Here is a 24566-nt window from a genome sequence, read left to right as displayed (position 1 = left end):
AAGCATCATGCTTGTTGACAGCGTTCACAGATGATGCTCTTATTGACGCCGCCACGTTCACAGCAGGAGGAAAACGATGCGCAAGACCACCACGCTCGCCCTGATCGCCGGCGCCCTCGTCGCCCTGGGCTGCGGCGCCGGCACCACCGACGACACCACCGGCAGCAAGGCCGATTCCGGCACCGAGGCGGCCGCCGGCGACACCGACGGCGGCAAGGCCGGCACGGGCAAGAGCGACGACAAGCCGAAGACCGCGAAGATCGGCCAGCCGGCCCGCGACGGCAAGTTCGAGTTCACCGTCAAGTCGGCCAGGTGCGGCGTCAGCAAGGTCGGCTCGTCGGCGTTCGGCACCAAGGCGCAGGGTCAGTTCTGCCTGGTCACGCTCAACGTGAAGAACATCGGCAAGGAGGCGCAGATGTTCGACGGCAGCAGCCAGAAGGCGTACGCCGCCAACGGCACCGAGTACTCCGCCGACGGCTCGGCCGCCCTCTACGCCAACAAGAACGCCGAGACGTTCCTCAACGACATCAACCCCGGCAACCAGGTCACCGGCGTGGTCGTCTTCGACATCCCGAAGGACGTCAAGCTCGCCAAGCTCGAGCTGCACGACTCGCCGTTCTCCGGCGGCGTGACCGTCTCCCTGAGCTGACCTGACCAGCGCCGGCCGGGGCGGGATCCGCGAACCCCGCCCCCCGGCGCTACTCCGCCGCACGACCGCCAGCACGAGTCTCTACGCGAGGAGATCGACATGCGCAGTGCGAACAACCCGGACGAGTCACCACTGGCCGACCAGCCGCCGCCCGGCACCTACCTGACGACTGTCTACCGGCTCACCGTTCCGGCCACCGACGACGGCATCCATGCCGCGCTCAACCTGGACTACCTGCGGCGGCACGGCTTCGAACCCACCCCGCACCGGGTCCTCGACACACCGGCGCTACTGGTGCACGGCAGCGCGCCACGCGACCGGGCCGAGTGGTGCGGTGTCCTGTCCGGCCTGGTCGGCAGTGACGTGACAATCGGCTACAGCAGCGGCGGCGGCGCCCTGCTGCTGGCGGTGGACGACCGGGCGTACGCCCTGACCTTCGGCACCCTGGGCCGGTTCATGATCGAGCCGGAGAAGGTGGACCCGACGTTCGGTGTCTCCTTCGCCGTGCGGACGCTTCAGCCCGACGGCATCCGCCAGGTTCGCCGTCGGGTGGTGGGTGCCAGCGGCCGGGTGGACCGCAGCATGGTTCCGGGTGGCCAGCCCATCTGGAGGTACGGCATCGACAAGTGGGGGGAGATCGTCGGCCAGGTGTGCGGCCGCGTCGACAACCCGAACCTGACGGCGTGCCAGGGTGCGCGCGCTGCGGTGAAGGTCGAAGGCAGCGACGCCCTGCGCATCCCTCTCGGCGTCACCCCCGAGCGGCTGCTCGCCGACCTGCGGGAGATCGACCGGGTGTGCCGGCTGGAGTCGCCGCTCGCCGACCTGGAGTTCATCGAGCAGATCCGGCCTCTGCGCTCCAACGACCCCCGGCAAGCGGCGCTGACCGAGGTTCTCGACCGGCGGCTGGGCCTGCCCGACCCTCCGGATCTCGGCGTCGCGGTGCCGGGCAGCCTGGTGGCCGACGTCGAGCACGTCGGCTCGTACCGGGTTCGCGTGCCCCGCTCCGGGCGACGCCCGAGCCTGACAACGGACCTGGACCTGGCGACCATCCTGTCGCATACCGTTCACGCCCTCGACGGTGACCGGTGGCCCGGGCTGCGCAACGGCACGCTGACGCTCTACGCCGACGCCGCCGGTGCCGAGGAGATGACATCGACGCCGGTGTCCCGGTGGATCACCGCCGAGGTCGCCGTCGGCGGCAGTCACATGCTGCTGCACGAGGGTCAGTGGTACGAGATCGGCGACCGCCACCGCGAGTTCCTGCGCCAGGAGGTGGCTCGCATCCTGAACCGGCCGCCCAGCGTGGTGTTGCCGCCGTGGACGAAGGAGCTGGTGAACGAGGACTGCTACAACCGCGCGGTCGCCGAGAAGCACCCGGGGCTGGTGTTGCTGGACAAGAAGCTCCTCCGCACCGGGCAGCACCCGCGAGGCATCGAGGCGTGCGACCTGCTCGGGCCGAACGGTGAGCTGATCCACGTCAAGCGGGCGTCGGGCAGTTCGCCGCTCAGTCACCTCTTCGCGCAGGGCGTCACGTCGTTCGACGCGCTGCGCTACGACGCCGAGGCGCGGACCCGTCTGCGCGACCTGGTACGCGCACAGCCGGGCGGGCGGGACCTGCCCGAGGACTTCCGCCCGCGCACCGTGGTCTACGCCATCGCTCTGAGCGGCGGCCGCGCCGTCACCGTGGACTCGCTGTTCACCTTCGCCCAGGTCGCGCTCTACCAGGCGGTGAAGACGCTGCGCACGGAGGGCGTCGATGTCGAGGTCGTCGCCATCCCGCCCGCCTGACCGGCACCGCTTCCGGACCCGACCGACGCACCGCGCGCCTGCCTGCCGCCGCGCGATCGACAACCCAGGAGGAACGATGCGACCCGACGAGTTCCGCCACGCCCTGAGCCTGCTCCCCGCTCCCCTGCACACTCACGCCCTCCTGCTGGGCCGGTGTGCCTTCCACACCGCGTGCCCGGCGTGCCAGCGCGTCGGCGACGCTGTCACGCTCGCGCTCACCGCGGCCCACTACGGCCGGGTCGCCGCGGCCGGGCACCTCCTCGACAACGCCGTCCGGCTCGCCGAGGAACACGGCACCATCCGTCCACCGCAACCCGATCCGTCACCCGGCCACGGCCTGCCCGTCCCGTGGACGGCGGTGCCCGCGCCGGTCGTCGCCGCAGCCGGCGTCAAGCGGCGGCGCCGCACCGGTGGCATCGGGTACGCGTCCGGACGGTGGACCCGCCGGATCACCAGTCGCGGGCCCAGTCCGGCGGCGGTACGACGGCGAGCTGCGGCTCCCCGCTGATCGGCTCCAGCGCGTGCACGATCCGCAGGTCCCCGTCGGCGGCGGCATCTGGGTCGGTCAGCACCCGGCCGCTGCTGCCGTCGGCGCTGACCAGCACCCACCGGTCAGGATGGACGCCGCCGTCGTCGACGAGCGCCCGTACGCCGACCGCGCGGGCGAGGGTCACCGCGAGGTCATGTTCGCGCAGGCCCGTGGCGGCGGCCAGTTCGGCGTCGCCGGTGAGGATCCAGCCGAAGCCCTCGTTCCCGTCGGGCGGGGTGAGCATCGCCACCGGCCGGGGGTCGTCCACGGCCCGGTCCTCGATCCGCCCCACGTACACGGTCTCCGGCGCGATGCCGTACTCGGTCAGCAGGAACCGGCGGAGGGCGTCCGCCGGCAGGTCGGCGTCGAAGTGGATCCGGTACCGCACCCTCTGCCCCTCTCCCAGCCCACTGCGTAACCCGTCACAGTGCTTGCCCCGGCGGCCCGCCGGGGAGTTGGCTGTCGGGTATGGCCCGCATCGCGTACCACGACGCCGACGCCGAGGCGTTCGCCGCCACCCGGCACCTCACCGACGACGGTCTCACGGCCTGGCGTGCCGCCGTCGCCCGGCACCTCTCCCCGCGTCCGGGCATGCGACTGCTCGACCTGGGCGCCGGGACCGGCACCTGGGCGCGGGCGTTCACCACCTGGTTCCCCGGTCTCGACGTCGTGGCCGTCGAGCCGTCGGCGGCGATGCGCGCCCGCTGCGTGTTCGCGCCGCTCGTCGCGGGCGACGCCGGGCACCTCCCGCTGGGCGACGGGAGCGTCGACGGCGCCTGGCTGTCCACAGTCGTCCACCACGTGCCCGACCTGGCCACCGCTGCGCGCGAGCTGCGCCGGGTGCTGCGGCCCGGCGCCCCGGTGCTCATCCGGTCCGCGTTCGCCGGACGGCACGCGGCGATCACGCTGTTCGACTACTTCCCCGAGGCGGTCCGCGTGCTGGACACGTACCCGAGCATCGCCGACGTCGAGGCCGCGTTCGCCGCCGCCGGCTTCGCCACCGCGGCGGTCGAGGCGGTTCCGCAGGTCACCGCGCCGTCGCTGCGGGCGGCGGCGGCCGGCCTGCGCCGGGAGGCGCATACGCCGCTTCAGCTCATCACCGATGCGGAGTACGCCGCCGGCGTCCGGCGGCTGCGCGAGGCGGCACGCGTGGACACCGGACCGGTGGTCGACGCGCTGGACCTGCTGGTGCTGCGCTGATCGACGGTGGCTCATCCGGCCGGGCCGAGCAGGGGGCAGCCCGCACACCCCGGCGCGTTTAGGGTGAGTCGATGGACCTTCGTCGGTGGACGGTCGTAGGTGCGCCGTCGAGCGCCGGTGCGCACACGCCGGGTGTCGAGCGCGCCCCGGCCGCTTTGCGCGCGGCCGGCCTGCTCGACCTGCTGGGCACGGACGTCGAGGACAGCGGTGACGTGCCCGGCGTCCGGTGGCGGCCGGATCCGGCGTACCCCAGGGGTCAGAACGCGGGCGCGGTGGCCGCCGTCGCCTCGGCGGTGGCCGACCGGGTCGCGGCGGCGCTGCGCCGGGGGCGCGCGCCGCTGGTGCTCGGCGGCGACTGCACCGTGACGGTCGGTCTGGTCGCCGGTTGCGCGCGGGCCGGGCTGTCGCCCGCGCTGGTGTACGTGGACGGCGGCCCGGATCTCTACACGCCGGTGACGCGCGCGAACGGCAACCTGGACGCGATGGGGCTGGCGCACATGCTGGGCCTGCCGGGGACGGTGCCCGAGGTGGCGGGTGTCGGGCCGGCGGTGCCGTTGCTGTCGCCGGAGCGGGTGGTGGTGTACGGCGACTCGCTGCCTCCGGGTGACCACGAGCGCGATCTGGTGGCGGAGCTGGGGCTGACGTACGTGCCGGCCGAGGAGGTGCACGCCGACGCGCGGGCGGCGGCGCGCCGGGCCCGGTCGGTGGCCGAGGGTGCGGCCGACGGGTTCGTGGTGCACTTCGACGTGGACGTGCTGCGTTTCGTGGACGCGCCGCTGGCGGACGTGCCGGAGCCGTTCGGGCTCAGCCTCGGCGATGCGGCGGCGACGCTGGCGGAGCTGGTGGCGAGCCCTGCGTTCGCCGGTTTGTCGGTCACCGAGATCAACCCGGACCATCTGCCCGACGACGAGCTGCTCCCCCGGTTCGTCGAGGTGCTCGCCGGGGCGCTGACCGGGCGCTAGGCGGTCTCCGCGAGGTGCAGCGGCAGCACCTTCGCGGCGCTCACCGCCAGCTCGCGGTCGAGCACCTGGTCGCGGGGCACGAACACCATCGCCTGTCCCTCGCCGAGCACCACGTCCTCCTGCCGGGCGTCGGTGGTGCCGCGGAAGACGTACACGGTGACGGTGTGCGGAAATCCCTCCTCGTGCGGGCGGGGGCCGCTCCACAGCAGGTGCAGTTCCCCGGCGGTCAGGCCGGTCTCCTCGCGTAGCTCGCGCCGGGCGGCCTGCTCCGGTGTCTCGCCGGGTTCGATGCTGCCGCCCGGCAGGCTCCACTGGTACGGCGACACCGAGGTGTTGCCGTCGCGGTGCTGCATGAGGATCGCGCCGGTCGGGTCGACGAGCAGGACGAGGGCGACGTCGTAGCTGGCCACCACCCGAGCATGCCACGCGTCGCCCCACTTTCGTCCGTGCGCGACGAAAGTTCTTCCAGAGTCAATGAAAGCTATAGACATATCGACATGGCTTTTGTAGCGTCGGCCGCAGGCGTTGACGTTTCGCCCCCTACTCCTCCCACCTCCCGGCATGGCGTTCCGCCGCGCCCGCACCAGCTTGCGAAGGAGAACCCTGCCCGACCCGTCCCCAGCAAGGAGAGGCAGTTGACCAGACGATTCGCGCTCGCCGTGGCCACTCTGACCGCCACGGCCCTCGTCGCCACCCCCACCGTCGCCACCGCCGCACCGGGCACCGCCGCCCCGCCGCCGGACAGCGACTTCCAGAAGGTCACCCTCAACGACACCCCCGGTGAGCCGATGGACCTGGCGGTGCTGCCCGACCGCCGCGTACTGCACGTGACCCGCGCCGGCCAGGTCTGGCTGCACAACCCCGCGACCGGCCGCAACACGATCGCCGCCACGCTCGACGTCTACCGGCACGACGAGGAGGGCCTGCAGAACGTCGCCGTCGACCCGAACTTCGGCCGGGGCGGCAACAACTGGGTCTACCTCTACTACTCGCCGCCGGGTAACACGCCCGTCGACGACCCGGCCACGCCCGGCGTCAACGAGGGCGACGCGCCCGGTTGGGGCACCGCCGAGGACTTCGCGCCGTTCCGGGGCGTCCTGCGGCTGTCGCGTTTCCGGCTGGTCAAGGACACGCTGGACCTGCGTACCGAGCAGAAGATCCTCGACGTGCCGGTGGACCGGGGCATCTGCTGCCACGTGGGTGGCGACATCGTCTTCGACGCCAAGGGCAACCTCTACCTGTCCACAGGCGACGACACCAACCCGTTCGAGTCCGGCGGCTTCACGCCGATCGACGAGCGGCCCGGCCGCAACCCGGCGTACGACGCGCAGCGCACCTCGGCCAACACCAACGACCTGCGCGGCAAGATCCTGCGGATCCGGGTGGGACCGAACGGGTCGTACACGGTCCCGGACGGCAACCTGTTCCGCCGGGGCACGCCGGGCACCCGCCCGGAGATCTACCTGATGGGCCTGCGCAACCCGTTCCGGATCGAGCTGAACCGGGCCACCGGTGAGCTGTACGTGGCGGACTACTCGCCCGACGCGCGCGCGGCCGACCCCAACCGTGGACCGTCCGGGCACGGCAAGTGGCTCGCCGCCCGCAAGCCCGGCAACTACGGCTGGCCGTACTGCGCCACCGACGCACTGCCCTACGTCGACTACGACTTCGCCACCGGGCAGTCCGGGGCGCCGTTCGACTGCGCCGCGCCGGTGAACGACTCGCCGCACAACACCGGGCTGCGCACGCTGCCGCCGGTGCAGAAGCCGCAGGTGGCGTACACCTATGGCGTCTCGCCGCAGTTCCCGGAACTCGGCGACGGCGGCATCGGCCCGATGGCCGGCCCGGCGTACGACTTCGACCGCCGCGCCACCCGGGGCCGTACCGCGGTGGCCTGGCCGTCGTACTACGACGGGCTGCCGCTGTTCCACGAGTGGACCCGCGACTACGTCAAGGCGTTCCGGCAGAACGCGCGGGGGGCGGTGACCGGGATCGAGCCGGTGCTGCCCTCGGTGGTCTTCGACAACCCGATGGACCTGGAGTTCGGCCCGGACGGCGCGCTCTACGTGCTGGAGTACGGTGACGGCTACTTCAGTGAGAACCCGGACGCGCAGCTCGCCCGGATCGACCACATCGGATTCACCGGCAACCACACGCCGGTGCCGCAGGCGTCGGCGACGCCCACCGCCGGGGTGACCCCGCTGACCGTCACGTTCTCCAGTGCCGGCACGACCGACGCCGACGGCGACGCGTTGCGCTACGAGTGGTACCTGGACGACGACGACCGGGTGGACTCCCGCTCCCCGAACCCGACGTTCACCTACCGGGAGAACGGCATCTACCGGGCCACGCTGAAGGTGACCGACCGGGCCGGACGGTTCGCGTCCACCGAGGTACGGGTCGTGGTCGGCAACGCCACCCCGGTGGTGGAGCTGGTGAACCCGGTCGAGGGGCAGCCGTTCTCGTTCGGTGACACGGTGACCTTCGAGGTCCGGGTGACCGACGACCAGCCGGTCGACTGCGCCCGGGTCACAGTCACCTACATCCTCGGTCACGACAGCCACGGCCACCCGCAGACCACCGCGAGCGGCTGCACCGGCTCGATCACCACCACCGTCCCGGAGGGCCACGACCCGGAGACCGACAACCTCACCGGCGTCTTCGTCGCCAGCTACACCGACAGCGGCAGCGACGGCCTGCCCGCGCTGACCGGCACCGACCAGGTCGTCCTGGTCCCGTCCGCCCGACCTTGAGAAAGGAGTACGACCATGTGCTACGGATATGACGGACAGGCCGCGCTGGAGCGGTCGCTTGATCGGCGTGGTCTGCTGCGTGGCTCCCTCGCCGCGCTGGCCGGTGTGGGCCTGGCGACCGGGCTCGGCGCGACGGCGGCGCAGGCCGGCGGCGGGCACCACCACGGCCGGCGTCCGGTGCCGAAGGAGCTGATCAGCCTTCAGCTCTGGACGGTCCGCGACGCGCTCAACGGCTCGCCGGGATACGACGCGACGCTGGCGCACCTGGCCCGCATCGGCTACCCCCGGGTCGAGCTGGCGCTTGGTTACTTCGGGCGTACCGCGCGGGAGCTGCGCCGCTTCCTCGACCGCATCGGCATCGAGGCCAGTTCCAGCCACGACGGGATCGCCGCCGACGCCGCCGCGCTGGAGCAGAAGATCGCCAACGCCCGGACGCTGGGCCAGCGGTTCATGGTGGTGCCGTACCTGAACTCCGACCGCGAGGACGACTGGAAGCGCTGGGCGGAGCAGATGAACGTCGAGGCCGCCGCCGCGCGCAAGGCCGGTCTGCGGTACGGCTACCACAACCACGCGCACGAGTTCACCATCGACTTCGGCAACGGCCGGCGGCCGTGGGACGTGCTGACCGAGGAACTCGACCCGCGCCTGGTGCACCTGGAGATCGACATCTACTGGGCGGTCACCGGCGGCATCAACTCCGGCGACGGCGTCGACGACCCGGAGGGCTTCACGCTCGACGTGATCCGCTCGGCGCCGCAGCGGGTGTTGCAGTACCACGTCAAGGACCGCGACCCGGCCACCGGCGACATGGCCGACCTGGGCACCGGGATGATCGACTTCGCTCGGATCTTCCGGGGGCACCAGGTGATGGAGTACATCGTGGAGAACGACACCCCGGACGTGACGCCGCAGCGGACCGCCGAGGTCGGCTACCGCTACCTGCGCCGCCTGCGGTTCTGACGCCCGTTCGCGCCCGCCGGGACCGGCTCACCACCGGCCCCGGCGGGCGCACGGACCGCCGTCGGACGTGACACGCTCGGCACCTGTCACGCACCGAGGGGGTACGCGATGACCGACGAGCCGGACGACGTCCACTACGACCGCCTCTACCGCGACACCGACCGCCCGCCCTGGGAGATCGGCGGACCGCAGCCGGCGCTCGCCGCCGTCCTCGACACCGGGATACGCGGCCCGCGCGTGCTCGACGTCGGCTGCGGCACCGGGGAGCTGGCGCTCGCGCTGGCCCGCAGCGGCCACGACGTGACGGGCGTCGACATCTCGCCGGTGGCGATCGGTCAGGCCCGGGCCAAGGCGGCCGAGGCGGGACTGCAGGTGCGCTTCGAGGTGTGCGACGCCACGGCGATCCCGGTGCCGCCGGTGCCGTACGACTCGGTGTTCGACTCCGGGCTGCTGCACTCGCTGGACCGGCGGGGCGCTGCCGTACGCGACTACCTGGCGTTGCTGCCGCGCCTGACCGCGCCCGGCGGGGCGGTGTACGTGCTGGCGGTGTCGCCCGAGGCGGGCCAGGGCTGGGGCCTGGACGCCGACGCCCTGCGCGCGGCGTTCCCGGAGCCGCTGTGGTCACCCGTCACGGTGGAGCGGATCGACGTGCTGGCCCGCGTCGAGGGCGCGGACCTGTGCCTGGCCGGCAACCTGCTGCGCGCCACCCGCTCCCCCGGTGGCCGGTAGCGGGACCGGTCCGGCGGCGGCGTCAGCGGCGCCAGTGCTGGCGTGGGGCGTACCCCTCGCGGCGCAGCCAGTGTTCGGTGTAGACGATCCGGTCGGCCTCGATCACGACGAGCGGGTCCTCGGGTGGCTCGGACAGCGACCGGCCCCGCTCGGCGTGCTCGTTCTCCCAGCGGAACGCGGCCCAGTGGCGGGCCCGGTCGGGGTGCTCCGGGCCGAGCACCCGGGCGGTGCCGAACACCTGCGCGCCCCGGCTGCTGGCCAGCCCGACCAGCGGGGCGAAGACCCCGACCGACACCCGCGGGTCGGCGGCGATGTTGCGCATCTTGGGCGAGCGTGGCGCGGCGGTGAACATCAGCGTGAAGTCGAGCGGGTAGTAGCGCACCGGCGTGGCCAGCGGACCGTCCGGCCCCACGGTGGCGAGCACGCACATGTTCTGCGACGACAGCAGGTTGAGGATGCGTTCCTCCAGGCGGCCCCGGTCCAGCTTCCTCGTCGGCGTCGGCCCAGCCAGCCAGGGGTTCGTCAGCGGCACGGGCTGTCCTCGATCATGACGGCACCCTACCGGCCGGGCTCAGGCCACAGGCGCCGTACTGGCCCGCATCACCACCTCGCCGGGCAGCCGGACGATCCGGCGGCGCCGACCGGCGTTCTCGGTCAGGGCCAGCTTCATCGCCTCCTCGCCGAGCCGGTGCAGCGGCAGCGCCACGGTGGTCAGCGGCGGGGTGAGGTCGCGCACGACCGGGATGTCGTCGAAGCCGGCGACCGAGACGTCGCCGGGCACCGACAGCCCCCGGTCGCGCAACGCCGCGTACGCGCCGACGGCCATCACGTCGGTACACGCGAACACGCAGGTGGCGTCGAGCCCGCGGTCGAGCAGCGCGGTCATCGCCCGGTAGCCGCCGTCGCGGGTGAACGCCGCCTCGGCCACGGCGCCCGGGTCGAGCGCCACACCGGCGGCGGTCAGCTCGTCACGGAACCCGCCGATCCGGTCGGCGACGGTGGTCAGCTCGGGCGGGCCGGAGAGCACCGCGAAGCGGCGGTGCCCGAGGCCCAGCAGCGCGCGGGCCAGCTCGGCGGCGCCGGCCCGGTTCTCCGGCAGGACACTGTCGACCTTCAGGGTGCGGTGCCGGCTGACCACCGCGACCCGGCCGCCGCCGTCGAGGTACGGCGCCAGCTCGGCGGCCATCGCCCGCTCCCAGCGGGGGTCCTCGAAGCCGGAGCCGATGAGCAGGATCGCCGGGGCGCGTTCGGCGCGCAGCATCGACACGTACGCGATCTCGCGTTCCGGGTCGCGGAACGTGCTGGCGAGCATGACCAGCAGGTCGTTGTCGGCGGCGACCCGCATCACGCCACCGGCGACGGCGGCGAAGTAGGGGTCGGTGACGTCGTGGCAGACGACGCCGACGCTGCGGCGGGACCCGCCGGCCAGCGCGCGGGCGTGGGCGTTCGGGGTGTACGCGAGCCGCGCGGCGGCGGCCAGGACGCGGTCGTGCAGGTGGGGGGTGACCCGCCGCCCGTTGAGCGCCCGGGAGGCGGTGGCCAGGGAGACGTCGGCTGCCCGGGCCACGTCTTCCAGCGTCACGTGCGACATCGATGCGTCTCCCTGCGGAACGTCTTGACCCGGTGTTCCGGCGTGGCTACGGTAGCACCCTGAAAGCGCTTACTGAAAGCGCATTCACCGCCGGGGAGGCACAGTGGAACGCACGTCCGTCGGCATCATCCTCAACGGCGTCACCGGCCGGATGGGCTACCGGCAGCACCTCGTCCGGTCCCTGCTCGCCATCCGGGAGCAGGGCGGCGTGCCGGCCCGCGACGGCAGCCGCATCTGGCCCGAGCTGACCCTCGTGGGCCGCGACGAGAACCGGCTCGCCGCGATCGCCGCCCGGCACGGGCTGTCGTCGTACACATGCGACCTGGACGCGGCCCTCGCCGACGACGCCCACCAGATCTACTTCGACGCGCAGGTCACCGTCGCGCGGGAGAAGGCGATCCGGGCGGCGATCGAGGCCGGCAAGCACGTCTACACCGAGAAGCCGCTCGCCGAGGGTTTCCTCGCCTCGCTGGAGCTGGCCCGGCTCGCCGCCGCCAAGGGCGTCCGCAACGGCGTCGTACAGGACAAGCTGTTCCTGCCCGGCCTGCGCAAACTCAAGCGGCTCGTGGACGGCGGCTTCTTCGGCCGGATCCTGTCGGTGCGCGGCGAGTTCGGCTACTGGGTGTTCGAGGGCGACTGGCAGGCCGCGCAGCGCCCGAGCTGGAACTACCGCGCCGAGGACGGCGGCGGCATCACGCTGGACATGTTCCCGCACTGGCACTACGTGCTGGAGCAGATCATCGCCCCGGTCACCGCCGTCACCGCTGTCACCGCCACGCACATCCCGGAACGCGTCGACGAGACCGGCGCCCGCTACCGGGCCACCGCCGACGACGCCGCGTACGGCATCTTCGAGCTGACCGGCGGCATCGTCGCGCAGGTCAACTCCTCCTGGGCGGTCCGGGTGCACCGCGACGAGCTGGTCGAGTTCCAGGTCGACGGCACGCACGGCAGCGCGGTGGCCGGACTGCGCGACTGCCGCATCCAGCACCGGGGCGCCACCCCGATGCCGGTGTGGAACCCCGACCTGCCGGTCACCGAGCCGTTCCGCGCGCAGTGGCAGACGGTGCCGGACAACGGCGAGCACGACAACGCGTTCAAGGTGCAGTGGGAGGCGTTCCTGCGGCACGTCGTCGACGACGAGCCGTTCCCGTGGGACTTCCTCGCCGGCGCGCGCGGCGTGCAACTGGCCGAGGCCGGGCTGCGCTCGGCTCGCGAGGGGCGGCGGGTGACGATCGAGGAGATCCCCCGGTGAGCACGCGGATCACGCTGCCGGCGCCGGACGGCGGCACCGAGCGGCTGACGCTGCGGGAACCCCCATCGTGGCGCCGGCCGTCCGCGCCACCGGCCAGCCGGATCGCGTACGCGGCGGCGCACGTCGTCGCCGACCCGTACGCCGACAACTCCCCCGGCCGCCCGGCGCGGCTGGACTGGGACGCGACGCTCGCGGTGCGGCGCGACCTGTGGTCGTGGGGCCTCGGCGTGGCCGAGGCGATGGACACCGCGCAGCGCGGGATGGGGCTGGACTGGGCGGCCACCCGCGAGCTGATCCGGCGTAGCGCCGCCGAGGCCACCCCCTGCGGCGGGCGGATCGTCGCCGGGGCCGGCACCGACCAGCTCACCGGCGCGCCCGGCACGCTGGACGAGGTGGTCGCCGCCTACGCCGAGCAGGTCACAGTGGTCCAGGAGTGCGGCGCCACGCCGGTGCTGATGGCCAGCCGGCACCTCGCGGCGCTCGCCACCGGCCCGGAGGACTACCTGCGCGTCTACGAACTGGTGCTGCGGGAGGTGAGCGGGCCGGTGGTGCTGCACTGGCTCGGCGACATGTTCGACCCGGCGCTGTCCGGCTACTGGGGCTCGACCGACCTGGACGAGGCGACGGCGACGTTCGCCGCCCTGGTGCACGCGCACGCCGGTCTGGTCGACGGGGTGAAGGTGTCGCTGCTGGACGCCGGGCGGGAGGTGCGGCTGCGGGAGCTGCTGCCACCAGAGGTGAAGGTCTACACCGGCGACGACTACCACTACCCGGAGCTGATCGAGGGCGACGGGAAGCGGTTCAGCCACGCGCTGCTCGGCGCGTTCGCGGCGATCGCCCCGGCCGCGTCGGCGGCGCTGGGCCGGCTCGACGCGGACGACCCGGCCGGGTTCCGGGCCGTCCTCGACCCGACGGTGCCGCTGTCCCGGCACCTGTTCGCCCCGCCCACGCCGTACTACAAGACCGGCATCGCGTTCCTGTCCTGGCTCAACGGGCGGCAACCCGGCTTCACCATGGTCGGCGGCCTGCACGCCGGGCGGGGCGTCCCGCACATGGTGGAGGCGTTCCGGCTGGCCGACGCCGCCGGGCTGCTGCGCGACCCGGAGCTGGCGGCACGGCGGATGCGCGCGTACCTGGACGTCGCGGGCGTGCCCGGATGACCGCCGACGCGCGGCTGGCGCGCCTGTCGCTCAACCAGCGCACCACGCAGCGCTGGTCCGTGGCCGAGGCGGTCGACGGCTGTGTGCGCGCCGGCATCCCGGCGATCGGGTTGTGGCGCGAGCCGGTGGCCGAGATCGGCGTACCGGCCGCCGCGCGGCTCGTCGCCGACGCCGGGTTGCGGGTGTCGTCGCTGTGCCGGGGCGGGTTCCTCACCGCCGCCGACGAGGCCGGACGGGCCGAGGCCCTCGCGGACAACCGGCGCGCCGTCGACGAGGCCGCCGCGCTGCGCGCCGCCTGCCTGGTGCTCGTGGTCGGCGGCCTGCCGCCCGGCTCCCGCGACCTGGTCGGTGCCCGGCAGCGGGTCGCCGACGCGCTGGTCGAGCTGGCGCCGTACGCCGCCGAGCGCGGGGTACGCCTCGCACTGGAGCCGCTGCACCCGATGTACTGCGCCGACCGGGCGGTGCTGTCCACGCTCGGGCAGGCGCTCGACCTGGCCGAGGCGTTCCCGGCCGAGCAGGTCGGCGTGGTGGTGGACACGTTCCACGTCTGGTGGGATCCGGACGTGTGGCGGCAGATCGCCCGCGCCGGGGCGCGGATCGCGAGCTTCCAGATCTGTGACTTCCTCACCCCGCTGCCGGCCGACGTGCTGCTGGGGCGCGGCTTGATGGGTGACGGGCACATCGACTTCCCGCCGCTGCGCCGCGCGGTGGAGGCCGCCGGGTACGCCGGCGACGTCGAGGTGGAGATCTTCAACGCCGAGGTGTGGGCCACCGACCCGGACCGGGTCCTCGCCACCATGATCGACCGGTACGTGGATCGGGTGCTGACCGACTGACCCGGCGTCACGAGTCCGGCCTGTCGGATAAATCAGGTGGCCGCCCTCCGGATCCGGGGGCAGGATCGGGATCATGGCATCCCCGCACCTCACCACTACGATCACCTCCGACCTGCTGCGCGGCGCGCTCGACCTGGAACACACAGCCGACGGGGTGCTGCCGCACCGGCTGCCCGCGTGGGCCCGGGCGCAGAACATCGACCCGCAGCTGATGACGGCGGAGGCGATGCCCTCGGGCGTACGGCTGGTGTTCCGCACCCGCGCCACCACAGTCGAGCTGGACGTCCTGCCGATGAAGATGGTCTACCGGGGCACCGGGCCGCGTCCCGACGGCCGCTACGACCTGGTCGTCGGCGGCCGCCTCGCCGGTCAGGCCACCGCCGGTGGCGGCAAGGTGCTCACCATCGACCTGGCCACCGGCACGTCCGGCATCGAGCCGGGGCCGGTCGGCACGGTGCGCTTCACCGACCTGCCCGCCACCGACAAGGAGGTGGTGATCTGGCTGCCGCAGCGGGAGATCACCGAGCTGGTGGCGCTGCGCACGGACGCGCCGGTCGAGCCGGCCGGCACTGGTGACCGCCGGGTGTGGCTGCACCACGGCAGCTCGATCAGCCACGGCTCGGACGCGGAGAGCCCCACCGGCACCTGGCCGGCGATCGCCGCGACGCTGGCCGGCGTGGAGCTGGTCAACCTCGGGTTCAGCGGCAGCGCGCTGCTCGACCCGTTCACCGCGCGGGCGATGCGCGACACCCCGGCCGACCTGATCAGCGTCAAGATCGGCATCAACGTGGTGAACGCCGACCTGATGCGGCTGCGCGCGTTCGGCCCGGCCGTGCACGGCTTCCTGGACACCATCCGCGAGGGACATCCGGAGACCCCGCTGCTTGTCGTGTCGTCGATCCTGTGCCCGATCCAGGAGGACACACCCGGACCGGGCGCTGTCGAGTTCGTCGACGGACGGGTGCGGTTCCGGGCCACCGGCGACCCGGCCGACGTGGCATCCGGCCGGCTCACGCTGCGCGTCATCCGCGCCGAGCTGGCCCGGATCGTGGCGTCCCGGGCCGGCGCCGACCCGAACCTGCACTACCTCGACGGGCTGGAGCTGTACGGCGAGGCCGACTACGCCGAACTGCCGCTGCCCGACGAGCTGCACCCCGACCCGGCCGCCGACCGGCGCATCGGCGAGCGGTTCGCCGCGCTGGCGTTCGGACCGAAGGGACCGTTCGCCGCGGCGGAGTGACGGACTGCCTCCCACGGCGCGGTGTGACCCACGTCACGCCGCGCCGTGATCCGTCGGAGGTGCCGTGAACGACCATCTAGGCGTGGGAGGAAGCAAACAGGACGAGGAGCGGCTGCTGCGGCGGGTCGCACGCGCCGACCTGGACGCGTTCGACGAGCTGTACCGCCGGACGTCGCCGTGGCTCGCGATCCGGCTGCGGCGGCGGTGCGCCGACGACGGCATCGTCGCCGAGGTCCTCCAGGACACGTACCTGACCGTGTGGCGGGCCGCCGGTTCGTTCAGCGGGCTCCGCCCCTCCGGCGGCGCGGACGCGCCCGGTGGCTCGGCCGCCGGCTGGATCTGGACCATCGCGGCCCGGCGCCTGGTCGACGCGTTGCGCCGCCGCGCCCGCGTGCAGGAGGTGCCGACCGACGTGCTGCCGGTGCGCAGCGCGCCGGCCGCCGAGGACGAGGCGCTCGCCGGGTCGTTCGGCTCGGAGGTGGGCGCCGCGCTGGACGCGCTGGCGCCGGAGCTGCGGGCGGTGCTCGCCGCCATGGTCCTGGACGGGCTGACCGTCCGGGAGACCTCCGTCCTGCTGGGGGTGCCCGAGGGCACCGTGAAGAGCCGGGCGCGGCGTGCCCGCAACGCGCTCCGGGAGGCACTGGCATGACCGTTCACGTTCCCCCGCCCGCACTGGCCGCGTACGCCGCGGGAACCCCCGACGACGCTGCTGCCTGGACGATCGAGGTGCACCTGGAGGGCTGTGCCGAGTGCCGCGACCGGCTCGGCGACCTGGCCACTCCGCCACTGCGCGCGCTGCTCGGCGACGCCCGGGAGACGATCCTGGAACAGGCCCGCACCGGGCCGCGACCGGCGCGGCGGCGCCCGCTGCGCCGGTGGTGGCTGCGCTGGACCGACTGGTCACTGCTGGCCTGGGCCGCCATGACCTGCACGGCGATCCTCGCCGCGGTGCTGCTGGACCGCAACTACCCGGATCAGCCGTCGGCGGTGCTGCTGCTCGCGCCGGTGGCGCCGCTCGCCGGGCTCGCGGTGGCCTGGTCCCGCCGCGCCAACCCGAACTGGGAGGTGGTCGCCGGCACCGCCCGCGCCGGGCTGGAACTGCTGCTGCGCCGTACCCTCGCGGTTCTGCTCCTGGTCGCGCCCGTGCTCGCGGTGGCCGGGCTGGCAGTCGGCCGCAACCCCGCGCTGTGGTTGCTGCCCTGCCTGGCGTTCACCGCGGCAACGCTGCTGCTCGGCAGCCGTGTCGGCGTGCCGCTCGCCGCCGCCGTCCTCGGCGGCGGCTGGCTCACCGCGGTCGCGGCCGTGTCGTTCACCGGCGACGCGGACGCGGCCCGCGCCGCCGCCGCGACCGAGACCCTGCTCCGGCCCGCCACCATGCCCGCCTGGGCGGCGGCCGCCGTCGTGCTCACAGTGCTGACCGCGCTGCGCGCCGAGCATCTGCGGCGGCCCGCCGGCTGACGCCGGCCCCCGGAACCACGCCACGGCGCCCCGACGGCGCCGCGGACCACCCTGCCCCGAGAAGGAGACGACATTGGTACGCGCAGTGAGCGCCGACGAGGTGGCGCCGACCCGGCACGCCTGGCGGATCGAGGCGGTGGGACTGTCGGTGAAGGCCGGGCGGCACCTGGCCGTCGACAACCTCGGCCTGACGCTCGGCACCGGTGTGCACGGGCTGCTCGGCCCGAACGGCGCCGGCAAGAGCACCCTGATGCGCGCGCTCGCCACAGTGGTCAAACCGCACGGCGGCACGCTGCGGCTGCTCGGCGCGGACGCCGCCACGACCCGTGAGCTGCGGCCGATGCGCCGCCGGCTCGGCTACCTGCCGCAGCAGTTCGGCTACTACCCCCGGTTCACCGTGCGGGAGTACGTCGAGTACGTGGCCTGGCTGCGGGAGATGCCCGCCGCCGCGGTGCCGGGCGCGGCGCAGCGGGCCATCGACCGGGTACGCCTCACCGACCGGGCCGACGCCAAGCTCAAGTCGCTGTCCGGCGGCATGCTGCGCCGGGCCGGCATCGCCCAGGCGATCGTGAACGAACCGGACCTGCTGCTGCTCGACGAACCGACAGTCGGCCTGGACCCGGAGCAGCGGGTCGAGTTCCGCGAGCTGATCCGCGAACTCGGCGCGGACGCCTGCGTGCTGGTCTCCACCCACCTGGTGGAGGACGTGGTGGCGGCCTGCTCGGACGTCATCCTGATGGACCACGGCACCCGCGTGTTCCAGGGCCTGCCCGCCGACCTGGTCCGCCACGGCGAGACCGGCGGCGTCGGCGACAGCGCCGCCGAACGCGGCTACTCGTACCTCCTCCAGCAGCACCGGGGTGCGTGATGATCCGACAGGTACGCGTCGAACTGCGCCGCTCCAACGCGCCCGCCGTGGCGGTGCTGCTACTCGCCATCGGGATCCTCGGCGCCGCCAGCATGTACAGCTTCTGGCAGGGACAGTGGCTGCGGCTGGGCTACGTGCACGCCTCCGGCATGTTCTTCCTGATGCCCCTCGCGCTGGCCGGTGGCGCGGTACTGGGCCGCCGGGACCGGCGTACCCGCGCCGACGAGCTGATGAACAGCACCGGCCGGCCCCGCTGGCAACGCGCGCTGCCCGCTATGACCGCGCTCGGCGTCGCCGTCGCGGCCGCGCACCTGCTCGTCCTCGCCGGCGGTGCGGCGCTGGTCGCCACCGGCGGCGCCTACGTCGGCGTACGCGGGCTCGCCGGGCCGCTCGTCGACGTGCTGGTGCTCGTCGGCGCGGCCTGGGTCGGTGTGGCAGCGGGCCGGCTGTGGTCCTCACCGCTGCTGCCGCCGCTGCTGGCCGCCGCCGGCCTGGTGGCGCAGGAGGGCACCGCCATGCTCGGCGGTCCGGCCGGTAGCCGGCTGACGAACGCGTCCCTCATGATCTCCTGGCCGCCGGACACGCCGTGGGAGACGCTGTCCGACCGGCTGCTGCTCAGCCGCCTGGCGCTGGGTGTCGGGCTGGTCCTCGCCGGACTGCTGCTGACGGCGGGCCGGTCGTGGCCGCTCCGGGCCGGCGCGGCGGCGAGCCTCGCCGCCGGTGTCGCGGGACTCCTGCTGATCAGCGCACCGGGTCCGGCCGGCATCTGGCAGCTCGACCAGTCTGCGCGCCGCTACGTCTGCGCCGACGGCACGCCGCAGGTCTGCGTCACCGCCGTCAACGCGCACCTGCTGCCCGACGTCACCACCGAGGCCCGCCGAGGGCTCAAGGCGCTGGCGAAGCTGCCGGGCGCGCCGACCCGTGCCGTGGAGGTGCGGCTGGACACCATCGGCAGCAACGACAGCGAGCAGTGGCACCGGCCCAAGCCCGCACCCGGCACCGTGCAGTTCCTCCTCGAGGTCGACCCGGACACCGGGCGGGCTGCCGACGTGGCCGAGCGCATCGCCGTGGGTGGTGGCACCATGTGGTCCGGCTGCGGGCGCAGCGGCGACGACATCGCTCCGGCGATCGTCGCGGCCTGGCTGCTCGACGCCGAGACGGTGCGGCTGTGGGACTCCTGGACCGGATACCGGTACGCCGACGAGCAGCAGGAGGAGATCCGGGCCGGGGTGCGGCAACTGCGTACGCTGCCCGAACCGGAGCAGCTGCGGCGGGTCACCGCGCTGCGGGACGCGGCCGCGCGGTGCGAGCCGGACCTGATGCCGGCGCTCACCGGACGGGCCGCGCCGTGACCCGCTGGCTGCCGCTGTACGTGCGGTCCCGCCGGATACCCGCCGCCCTGGCCGGATCGGCTGTCGCCGTCGCCGTGATGGCCGTCGCCTGGTCCGCCTTCACCGACCGCCCCGAGGTGCCCGCCGGCCTCGCCGTGCTCACCACCGCGCTGGCGGTGGCGCCGCTCGGGCCGACGCTCGCCGGCACCGACCCGGCGCTGGAGCGGACCGCCGCGTGGCAGTGGGCGCCACGCCGGGCCGGGCACCTGCTCGGGTACGGCGCACTGGTGGTCGGCCTGCTGGCCGCCGCCCGCGTCCTCGGCGCCGACTTCGGGCCGCTGTCCGTGCTGGCCCGCAACACCGGCGGCCTGATCGGGCTGGTCGGACTCGGTGCCGCGCTCGCCGGAGCACGGGCCGCCTGGCAGGTGCCGACCGCCTGGGCCGCGCTGGGTGCGTTCCTGACCGCGCCGGGTGGGCCGCAATGGCGGCAGGTCGCGCTGTGGATGGTGCAGGAACCGGGCAACCGGATCGCCGCCGTCACCGCCACGACGTTCCTGCTCGGCGGCGTGGTCGCGTACGCGATGCGGGTGGGGCCGCAGGTCGCGGCGGCCGAGGCGGCGCTGGAACAGTGAGGGAACCGGGCCTCGCCGTGGTCGCGGCGAGGCCCGGTCGTCGACGTCAGGTCAGCGGCACCCAGGCCAGGGTGGTCATGCCGGACAGAGCGGTCGCCTTGAGGCCGACGTCGGAGACCGTCCAGAGCACGCCGTCGACCATCAGCGAGCGGCGGATCGGCGCCCACTCCCTGCCGTCGCCGGCCAGGACGCCCGGGTGGTCGACCGCACCGGCCACGGTGAAGCCCTTGTCGCCGACGCGCAACGCCAGCACGCCGCCGGACGGGGTGCCCTTGACGCCGTCGGCGCGGTCGGTGACCACGCCCGGCCGGGTCACCGGGATCACCACCAGGCGCTCCGGCGGCCAGTACAGGAACGCGTGCGGGTCGTTCTCCGCCTCGGACCAGCCGCCCGGGACATGGTGCTGAGCGATCCGCGCCGGCCGGGCCGGATCGGCCACGTCGAACAGCGACACCTGGGTGCCCGTCACCCGTCCCTGGATCGTCGCGTCCTGTCCGACCCCGATCAGGCGGCCGTCGCCGGCCGGGTGCAGGTACGACGAATACCCGTTGATCTTCAGCTCGCCGGTGACCCGGGGTGCGGCCGGGTCACGCAGGTCCACACCGTACAGCGGGTCGGTCTGCCGGAACGTGACCACGTAGCCGGTGCCGCCGACGAACCGCACCGAGTAGATCCGTTCGCCCTTGCCCAGGCCGGTCACCGCGCCGACCCGCTTCAGCGTGGCACCGTCGGCGCGCAGCACGTAGACGGCGGACTGCGACGACGTTCTCCGGCCCCAGGTGTCACCCGTCGTGGTCGCCACTCGCAGGTGACCGTCCCACTCGGACAGCGCGTACTGGTTGATCAACCAGCCGGGCACGGACCCGGCGGCGACGAAGCGTGGCGTGCCCGCCGCGGTGTCGAACTGGTAGATCTCGGTGCCGGCATCACCTGCCCCGGCCCCCCCGCCACGCCACATCCGCAGGCGTTTGTCGTTCGTGACATAGAGGCGCTGGCCGTTGCCGTAGACGGTGTCACCGTCGGCGAACACGGTGACCGGGTCACCGGCGCCGAGTGCCGACGCGCCCAGGTCGAAGCTGAGCACCGTCACCATCGACGCGCCGGAGAATCCGGCCGGACGGCTCACCCGGTCGCAGCCCACCCGTCCGGTGCCGACGGTCCGCACGCCGTCGCGGATCTCGTAGCGGGGCAGCCAGTCGTCGAGCGTGGCCTTGTCGATGACCGCCCGGTTGGCCGCGATCCGCTGGGCGTCGGTCCGGCGGCCGGGCAGGTGGGGAAAATTCAGCCGGTCCGAGGACCGGACCACGACCCGGGCGGTCGCGCCGACCTGCCGGGCGTCGACCAGGAGGCCGTCGATCCGGTAATCCCCCACCACACGGGGCGACCCGACGAGGTCCAGCAGGACCAGCCGGGCCTGCGAGGTCCTGACGGGGCGGTTGTGCCCGTCCGGGACCGGGCCCTTGACGATCCGACCCGCGTGCAGCAGCACGAGCGCCCGGTCGCCGTGCAGCAGCAGGCTCCCCTCGCCGCCGGAGAACTGCCAGGCGTCGGTGTCGAGCGCCAGCCGGCCGGTCACGCGGCGGCTCGCCGGATCGACCACCGACAGCACGCCCCGGTTGACCGTGACGATCCGCCGGCCGTCGGTCTTGACCAGGTCCGGTTCGTCCACGCCTGCCTCGTGCACGTTGGTGCCGGAGAAGTCGGGCGTGGACGCCGACGTCGCGCCTTCGGCGGCGCCGCCGACCGCCCCCGCCCGTTTCGCGTCCAACTGCATGAAGCCGTCCGGGCCGAGGCCCCACGGCCCGACCGCCGCCTTCGCGGCCGTACGGAGCTGCCGCAGCGCCTCGTCGCAGCCGTCGAAGGCCACCAGCCGCAGCCCGCCGGCCGGTACGACCCGTCCGGTGGGCGGGTCGGCGGCCGGCGGTGACGCGGTGCAGCCGGCGAGGGCCAGCGCGGCGGCCATCGTCCATCCAAGCGTCCGGGTTCCGGTTCCGTGACGGGTCATGCCGGTCAGACGTGGCGGTGACGAGCGCGGTTCCCTGCCGTGCCGCTCAACCGCCGGCCGTGCCGCTCAACCGCCCGCCATCGCGCCGAGCACGATGAACGGCTCCTTCCCCGCGACCACCTCCTCCGGCAACGGGTCGTCCGGGGAGTCGTTGGAGAGGTCCAGCTCGCAGGCGTAGAAGCGGACGAACGGCCGGCGCTTCCCGCTGTGCCGGTCGCGGATCGTGCCGAGCAGCATCGGGTACGCGGCCTCCAGCGCGTCGAGCACCTCCCGCTGGGTGGGCGGCCCGGCCACCTCGACGCGGACCTCGCCGGTGACGTGCGCCAGGTTCTTCAGGTGCGCCGGCAGCACCACCCGGATCACGGCAGCACCTGGACCTCGACCGAGAGCACCCCCGGCAGGTCCCGCACGATCGGCGCCCAGGTGTCGCCGCCGTCGGCCGAGTGGTAGACCTGACCGCCGGTGGTGCCGAAGTAGATGCCGCACGGGTCGAGCGTGTCGACGGCCATCGCGTCGCGCAGCACGTTGACGTAGCAGTGCGACTGCGGCAGCCCTTCGGTGAGCGGCTCCCAGTGCTCGCCGCCGGTACGGCTGCGGTAGACGCGCAGCTTGCCCTCCGGCGGGTAGTGCAGCGAGTCGCTGGTGATCGGCACCACGTAGATCGTCTCCGGCTCGTGCGCGTGCACCGCGATCGGGAAGCCGAAGTCCGTCGGCAGGTCGCCGCTGACCTCCCGCCAGTTCGCGCCGGCGTCGTCGGTGCGCATGACGTCCCAGTGCTTCTGCATGAACAGCGTGTCCGGCCGGGACGGGTGCTGCGCGAGACGGTGCACGCAGTGCCCGACCTCGGAGTCGGTGTCCGGGATCTCGCCCGAGCGCAGACCCTTGTTGATCGGCAGCCAGCTCGCGCCGCCGTCGTCGCTGCGGAACGCGCCGGCCGCCGAGATCGCCACGTAGATGCGGTCCCGGTCGGCCGGGTCGAGCAGGATCGTGTGCAGGCACATCCCGCCCGCGCCGGGCTGCCAGGACGGGCCGGTCGGGTGCTGCCGCAGGGCGGTCAGCTCGGACCATTTCTGACCGCCGTCGGTGGACAGGTAGAGGGCGGCGTCCTCGCCGCCCGCGTACACCGTGTCGGGGTCGTGCCGGGACGGCTCCAGGTGCCAGATCCGCTTGAACTCCCACGGGCGTGGGGTGCCGTCGTACCAGAGGTGCTCCCCCACCTCGCCGCTGTAGGCGAAGTCGTTGCCGACCGTCGTCCAGTTCCGCCCGCCGTCGTCCGAGCGCTGGATCAGCTGCCCGAACCAGCCGCCGGACTGGGACGCGTACAGCCGGTCCGGTTCGACAGGGGACCCGGTCAGGTGGTAGATCTCCCAGCCGCCGAAGTGCGGCCCGTCGACGGTCCAGTCGTCGCGCTTGCCGTCCGAGGTCAGGATGAACGCGCCCTTGCGCGTGCCGACAAGTACTCGTACGCCGCTCATGTCTCGTCCTCTCGTCCGAGGGTTCTCCCCGCATTGACCGTGCGGCTCACCGAAACTCATCGCTGTCGTACTCCCCGGCTACGACATTTCCCCGCCGGAGGCACGGCGGGGAGGCGGCACGCCGGTGCGGCCGGAATGTCGGAGGCCGCGGCTAACCTGCGCGCATGACCGGCCCCGGAGACGTCCCACCCGAGCACCTCGACCGCCTGCGGCCGATCTGCCTCGGCCTGCCGGAGACCTACGAGGAAGCGGCCTGGGTGGGCGTCCGCTGGCGCGTGCGCGGCCGCACCTTCGCCCACGTGCTCACCGTCGGCCCGGGCCACCAGGCGGCGTACGCGCGGGCCGCCGCGACCGACGAGCCGGTCTGCGTGATGACGTTCCGCTCCCCCGGCGACGAGATCGCCGGGCTGCTCGCGGCCGGTCCGCACTTCTTCAAGCCGGACTGGGCCGCCGACGTGGTCGGCCTGCGGTTGGACGCCGAGACCGACTGGACCGAGGTCGCCGAGCTGCTCACCGAGAGCTTCTGCGTGCTGGCCCCGAAGAAGCTGGTGGCACTGGTCGACCGGCCGGGCTGAGTCAGCCGAGCTTCTTGCGCAGCGTCTCGAACGCCAGGTCCGGCCGCAGCGGCACGCCGAAGCGCTCGTCGCCGTACGGGAACGGGCTCCGCTCGCCGGTGCGGACGTAGCCGCGCCGCTCGTACCAGGCGATCAGGTCGTCGCGCTGGACGATCACGGTCATCCGCATCTCACCGGCGTGCCACTGCTCGGCCGCGTAGCGCTCGGCCTCGGCCAGCAGGTCCCGGCCCAGGCCGCCGCCCTGCCGGCCGGGGGCGACGGCGAACATCCCGAAGTACACGTGGTCGTCGCGGCGTTCCAGCTGGCAGCAGGCCACCAGGTCGCCGTCCTGCTCGGCGACCAGCACCACGCCGTCCGGGCCGGTGACCGCCGCGGTCACCATCTCCGGGTCGGTGCGCTGCCCGGCCAGCAGGTCCGCCTCGTGGGTCCAGCCCTGGCGGCTGCGCTCGCCCCGGTACGCCGACTCGATCAGGTCGACGAGGGCGGCCACGTCGCCGGGGCGGGCGACCCGGACGGTACGGGATGCGGGGCTGGTCATGGCGGTTCTCCACGGTCGGCGACGTACCTGGT

At 73.7% G+C, this 24566-nt stretch carries 26 protein-coding genes; 18 read left to right on the top strand and 8 right to left on the bottom strand.

What is annotated here, in order from left to right:
• Positions 1-76: 76 nt before the first annotated feature.
• The 3 genes from ACQP26_RS14980 (at position 77) to ACQP26_RS14970 (ending at position 2945) form a co-directional block, all read left to right on the top strand.
• Positions 77-649: a DUF4352 domain-containing protein gene (locus ACQP26_RS14980; RefSeq protein ID WP_433496010.1), complete on the top strand. Its 573-nt coding sequence runs from the start codon at positions 77-79 to the stop codon at positions 647-649.
• Between the two features lie 99 nt (positions 650-748).
• On the top strand, positions 749-2437 hold the full coding sequence (locus ACQP26_RS14975) for a DUF6119 family protein (RefSeq protein ID WP_433496009.1): 1689 nt from the start codon (positions 749-751) through the stop codon (positions 2435-2437).
• Between the two features lie 76 nt (positions 2438-2513).
• On the top strand, positions 2514-2945 hold the full coding sequence (locus tag ACQP26_RS14970) for a hypothetical protein (RefSeq protein ID WP_269706351.1): 432 nt from the start codon (positions 2514-2516) through the stop codon (positions 2943-2945).
• Here ACQP26_RS14970 and ACQP26_RS14965 read toward each other — a convergent pair.
• A complete protein-coding gene (locus tag ACQP26_RS14965) occupies positions 2887-3354 on the bottom strand; it encodes a hypothetical protein (protein WP_433496008.1) in 468 nt (155 codons plus the stop codon). The two genes, ACQP26_RS14970 and ACQP26_RS14965, sit on opposite strands and share 59 nt — an antisense overlap.
• A gap of 80 nt (positions 3355-3434) precedes the next feature.
• Between ACQP26_RS14965 and ACQP26_RS14960 the strand changes: the two genes are divergently transcribed.
• Positions 3435-4166 carry a class I SAM-dependent methyltransferase gene (locus ACQP26_RS14960; protein ID WP_433496007.1) on the top strand — a complete coding sequence of 244 codons (732 nt, stop codon included), beginning with the start codon at positions 3435-3437 and terminating at the stop codon, positions 4164-4166.
• Between the two features lie 71 nt (positions 4167-4237).
• Positions 4238-5128 (top strand): arginase family protein, encoded by an 891-nt coding sequence (locus ACQP26_RS14955; protein WP_433496006.1) that lies wholly within the window; start codon positions 4238-4240, stop codon positions 5126-5128.
• On the opposite strand, the gene ACQP26_RS14950 is transcribed toward ACQP26_RS14955, so the two are convergent.
• Complete coding sequence (locus tag ACQP26_RS14950) at positions 5125-5538, bottom strand: NUDIX hydrolase (protein WP_433496005.1); 414 nt, start codon at positions 5536-5538, stop codon at positions 5125-5127. The two genes, ACQP26_RS14955 and ACQP26_RS14950, sit on opposite strands and share 4 nt — an antisense overlap.
• 225 nt (positions 5539-5763) lie before the next feature.
• On the opposite strand from ACQP26_RS14950, the gene ACQP26_RS14945 reads away from it, so the two are divergent.
• From ACQP26_RS14945 to ACQP26_RS14935, 3 genes are all read left to right on the top strand, one after another.
• Positions 5764-7881, top strand: a complete 2118-nt coding sequence (locus tag ACQP26_RS14945) for a PQQ-dependent sugar dehydrogenase (protein ID WP_433496004.1) — start codon at positions 5764-5766, stop codon at positions 7879-7881.
• A 15-nt stretch (positions 7882-7896) separates the two neighbouring features.
• Positions 7897-8841 (top strand): sugar phosphate isomerase/epimerase family protein, encoded by a 945-nt coding sequence (locus ACQP26_RS14940; RefSeq protein ID WP_433496003.1) that lies wholly within the window; start codon positions 7897-7899, stop codon positions 8839-8841.
• A 108-nt stretch (positions 8842-8949) separates the two neighbouring features.
• Positions 8950-9570 carry a class I SAM-dependent methyltransferase gene (locus ACQP26_RS14935; protein ID WP_433496002.1) on the top strand — a complete coding sequence of 207 codons (621 nt, stop codon included), beginning with the start codon at positions 8950-8952 and terminating at the stop codon, positions 9568-9570.
• Positions 9571-9592: 22 nt separating this feature from the next.
• Here the strand turns inward: ACQP26_RS14935 and ACQP26_RS14930 are convergent, their stop codons facing one another.
• Both ACQP26_RS14930 and ACQP26_RS14925 read right to left on the bottom strand, forming a co-directional pair.
• Positions 9593-10102 (bottom strand): pyridoxamine 5'-phosphate oxidase family protein, encoded by a 510-nt coding sequence (locus tag ACQP26_RS14930; RefSeq protein ID WP_433496001.1) that lies wholly within the window; start codon positions 10100-10102, stop codon positions 9593-9595.
• Positions 10103-10141: 39 nt separating this feature from the next.
• Entirely contained in the window at positions 10142-11161 is a 1020-nt protein-coding gene (locus ACQP26_RS14925) for a LacI family DNA-binding transcriptional regulator (protein WP_433496000.1), read from the bottom strand.
• Positions 11162-11264: 103 nt separating this feature from the next.
• Between ACQP26_RS14925 and ACQP26_RS14920 the strand changes: the two genes are divergently transcribed.
• The 9 genes from ACQP26_RS14920 (at position 11265) to ACQP26_RS14880 (ending at position 19941) form a co-directional block, all read left to right on the top strand.
• The gene (locus ACQP26_RS14920; RefSeq protein ID WP_433495999.1) at positions 11265-12416 is read left to right on the top strand and encodes a Gfo/Idh/MocA family protein; all 1152 of its coding nucleotides are present in this window, start codon (positions 11265-11267) and stop codon (positions 12414-12416) included.
• Complete coding sequence (locus tag ACQP26_RS14915) at positions 12413-13576, top strand: dihydrodipicolinate synthase family protein (RefSeq protein ID WP_433495998.1); 1164 nt, start codon at positions 12413-12415, stop codon at positions 13574-13576. Before ACQP26_RS14920 ends, ACQP26_RS14915 begins: the two co-directional genes overlap by 4 nt.
• On the top strand, positions 13573-14412 hold the full coding sequence (locus tag ACQP26_RS14910; protein WP_433495997.1) for a sugar phosphate isomerase/epimerase family protein: 840 nt from the start codon (positions 13573-13575) through the stop codon (positions 14410-14412). The genes ACQP26_RS14915 and ACQP26_RS14910 overlap by 4 nt, the downstream gene beginning before the upstream one ends.
• A 73-nt stretch (positions 14413-14485) precedes the next feature.
• Positions 14486-15652 carry an SGNH/GDSL hydrolase family protein gene (locus ACQP26_RS14905; RefSeq protein WP_433495996.1) on the top strand — a complete coding sequence of 389 codons (1167 nt, stop codon included), beginning with the start codon at positions 14486-14488 and terminating at the stop codon, positions 15650-15652.
• 64 nt (positions 15653-15716) lie between these two features.
• The gene (locus tag ACQP26_RS14900) at positions 15717-16301 is read left to right on the top strand and encodes an RNA polymerase sigma factor (protein WP_269706366.1); all 585 of its coding nucleotides are present in this window, start codon (positions 15717-15719) and stop codon (positions 16299-16301) included.
• Complete coding sequence (locus ACQP26_RS14895) at positions 16298-17110, top strand: zf-HC2 domain-containing protein (RefSeq protein WP_433495995.1); 813 nt, start codon at positions 16298-16300, stop codon at positions 17108-17110. Before ACQP26_RS14900 ends, ACQP26_RS14895 begins: the two co-directional genes overlap by 4 nt.
• Positions 17111-17183: 73 nt before the next feature.
• Positions 17184-17978, top strand: coding sequence for an ATP-binding cassette domain-containing protein (locus ACQP26_RS14890; protein WP_281577949.1), 795 nt, complete (start codon positions 17184-17186; stop codon positions 17976-17978).
• A complete protein-coding gene (locus tag ACQP26_RS14885; RefSeq protein WP_433495994.1) occupies positions 17978-19330 on the top strand; it encodes a hypothetical protein in 1353 nt (450 codons plus the stop codon). Before ACQP26_RS14890 ends, ACQP26_RS14885 begins: the two co-directional genes overlap by 1 nt.
• Positions 19327-19941 (top strand): hypothetical protein, encoded by a 615-nt coding sequence (locus ACQP26_RS14880; protein WP_281577951.1) that lies wholly within the window; start codon positions 19327-19329, stop codon positions 19939-19941. Before ACQP26_RS14885 ends, ACQP26_RS14880 begins: the two co-directional genes overlap by 4 nt.
• Positions 19942-19987: 46 nt before the next feature.
• On the opposite strand, the gene ACQP26_RS14875 is transcribed toward ACQP26_RS14880, so the two are convergent.
• The 3 genes from ACQP26_RS14875 to ACQP26_RS14865 form a co-directional block, all read right to left on the bottom strand.
• Complete coding sequence (locus ACQP26_RS14875; RefSeq protein WP_433495993.1) at positions 19988-21904, bottom strand: beta-propeller domain-containing protein; 1917 nt, start codon at positions 21902-21904, stop codon at positions 19988-19990.
• Between the two features lie 108 nt (positions 21905-22012).
• Complete coding sequence (locus ACQP26_RS14870; RefSeq protein WP_281577953.1) at positions 22013-22309, bottom strand: MoaD/ThiS family protein; 297 nt, start codon at positions 22307-22309, stop codon at positions 22013-22015.
• The gene (locus ACQP26_RS14865; RefSeq protein ID WP_269706373.1) at positions 22306-23421 is read right to left on the bottom strand and encodes a WD40/YVTN/BNR-like repeat-containing protein; all 1116 of its coding nucleotides are present in this window, start codon (positions 23419-23421) and stop codon (positions 22306-22308) included. Before ACQP26_RS14865 ends, ACQP26_RS14870 begins: the two co-directional genes overlap by 4 nt.
• A gap of 164 nt (positions 23422-23585) precedes the next feature.
• Here ACQP26_RS14865 and ACQP26_RS14860 point away from each other — a divergent pair, with 164 nt between their 5' ends.
• On the top strand, positions 23586-23996 hold the full coding sequence (locus ACQP26_RS14860) for an MmcQ/YjbR family DNA-binding protein (protein WP_269706374.1): 411 nt from the start codon (positions 23586-23588) through the stop codon (positions 23994-23996).
• 1 nt (position 23997) lies between these two features.
• On the opposite strand, the gene ACQP26_RS14855 is transcribed toward ACQP26_RS14860, so the two are convergent.
• Entirely contained in the window at positions 23998-24534 is a 537-nt protein-coding gene (locus ACQP26_RS14855) for a GNAT family N-acetyltransferase (RefSeq protein WP_281577956.1), read from the bottom strand.
• Positions 24535-24566 lie beyond the last annotated feature (32 nt).

The organism is Micromonospora sp. CA-248089 (assembly GCF_050948515.1).
GTDB lineage: Bacteria > Actinomycetota > Actinomycetes > Mycobacteriales > Micromonosporaceae > Micromonospora.
This window is presented reverse-complemented; position numbering and strand designations above follow the sequence as displayed.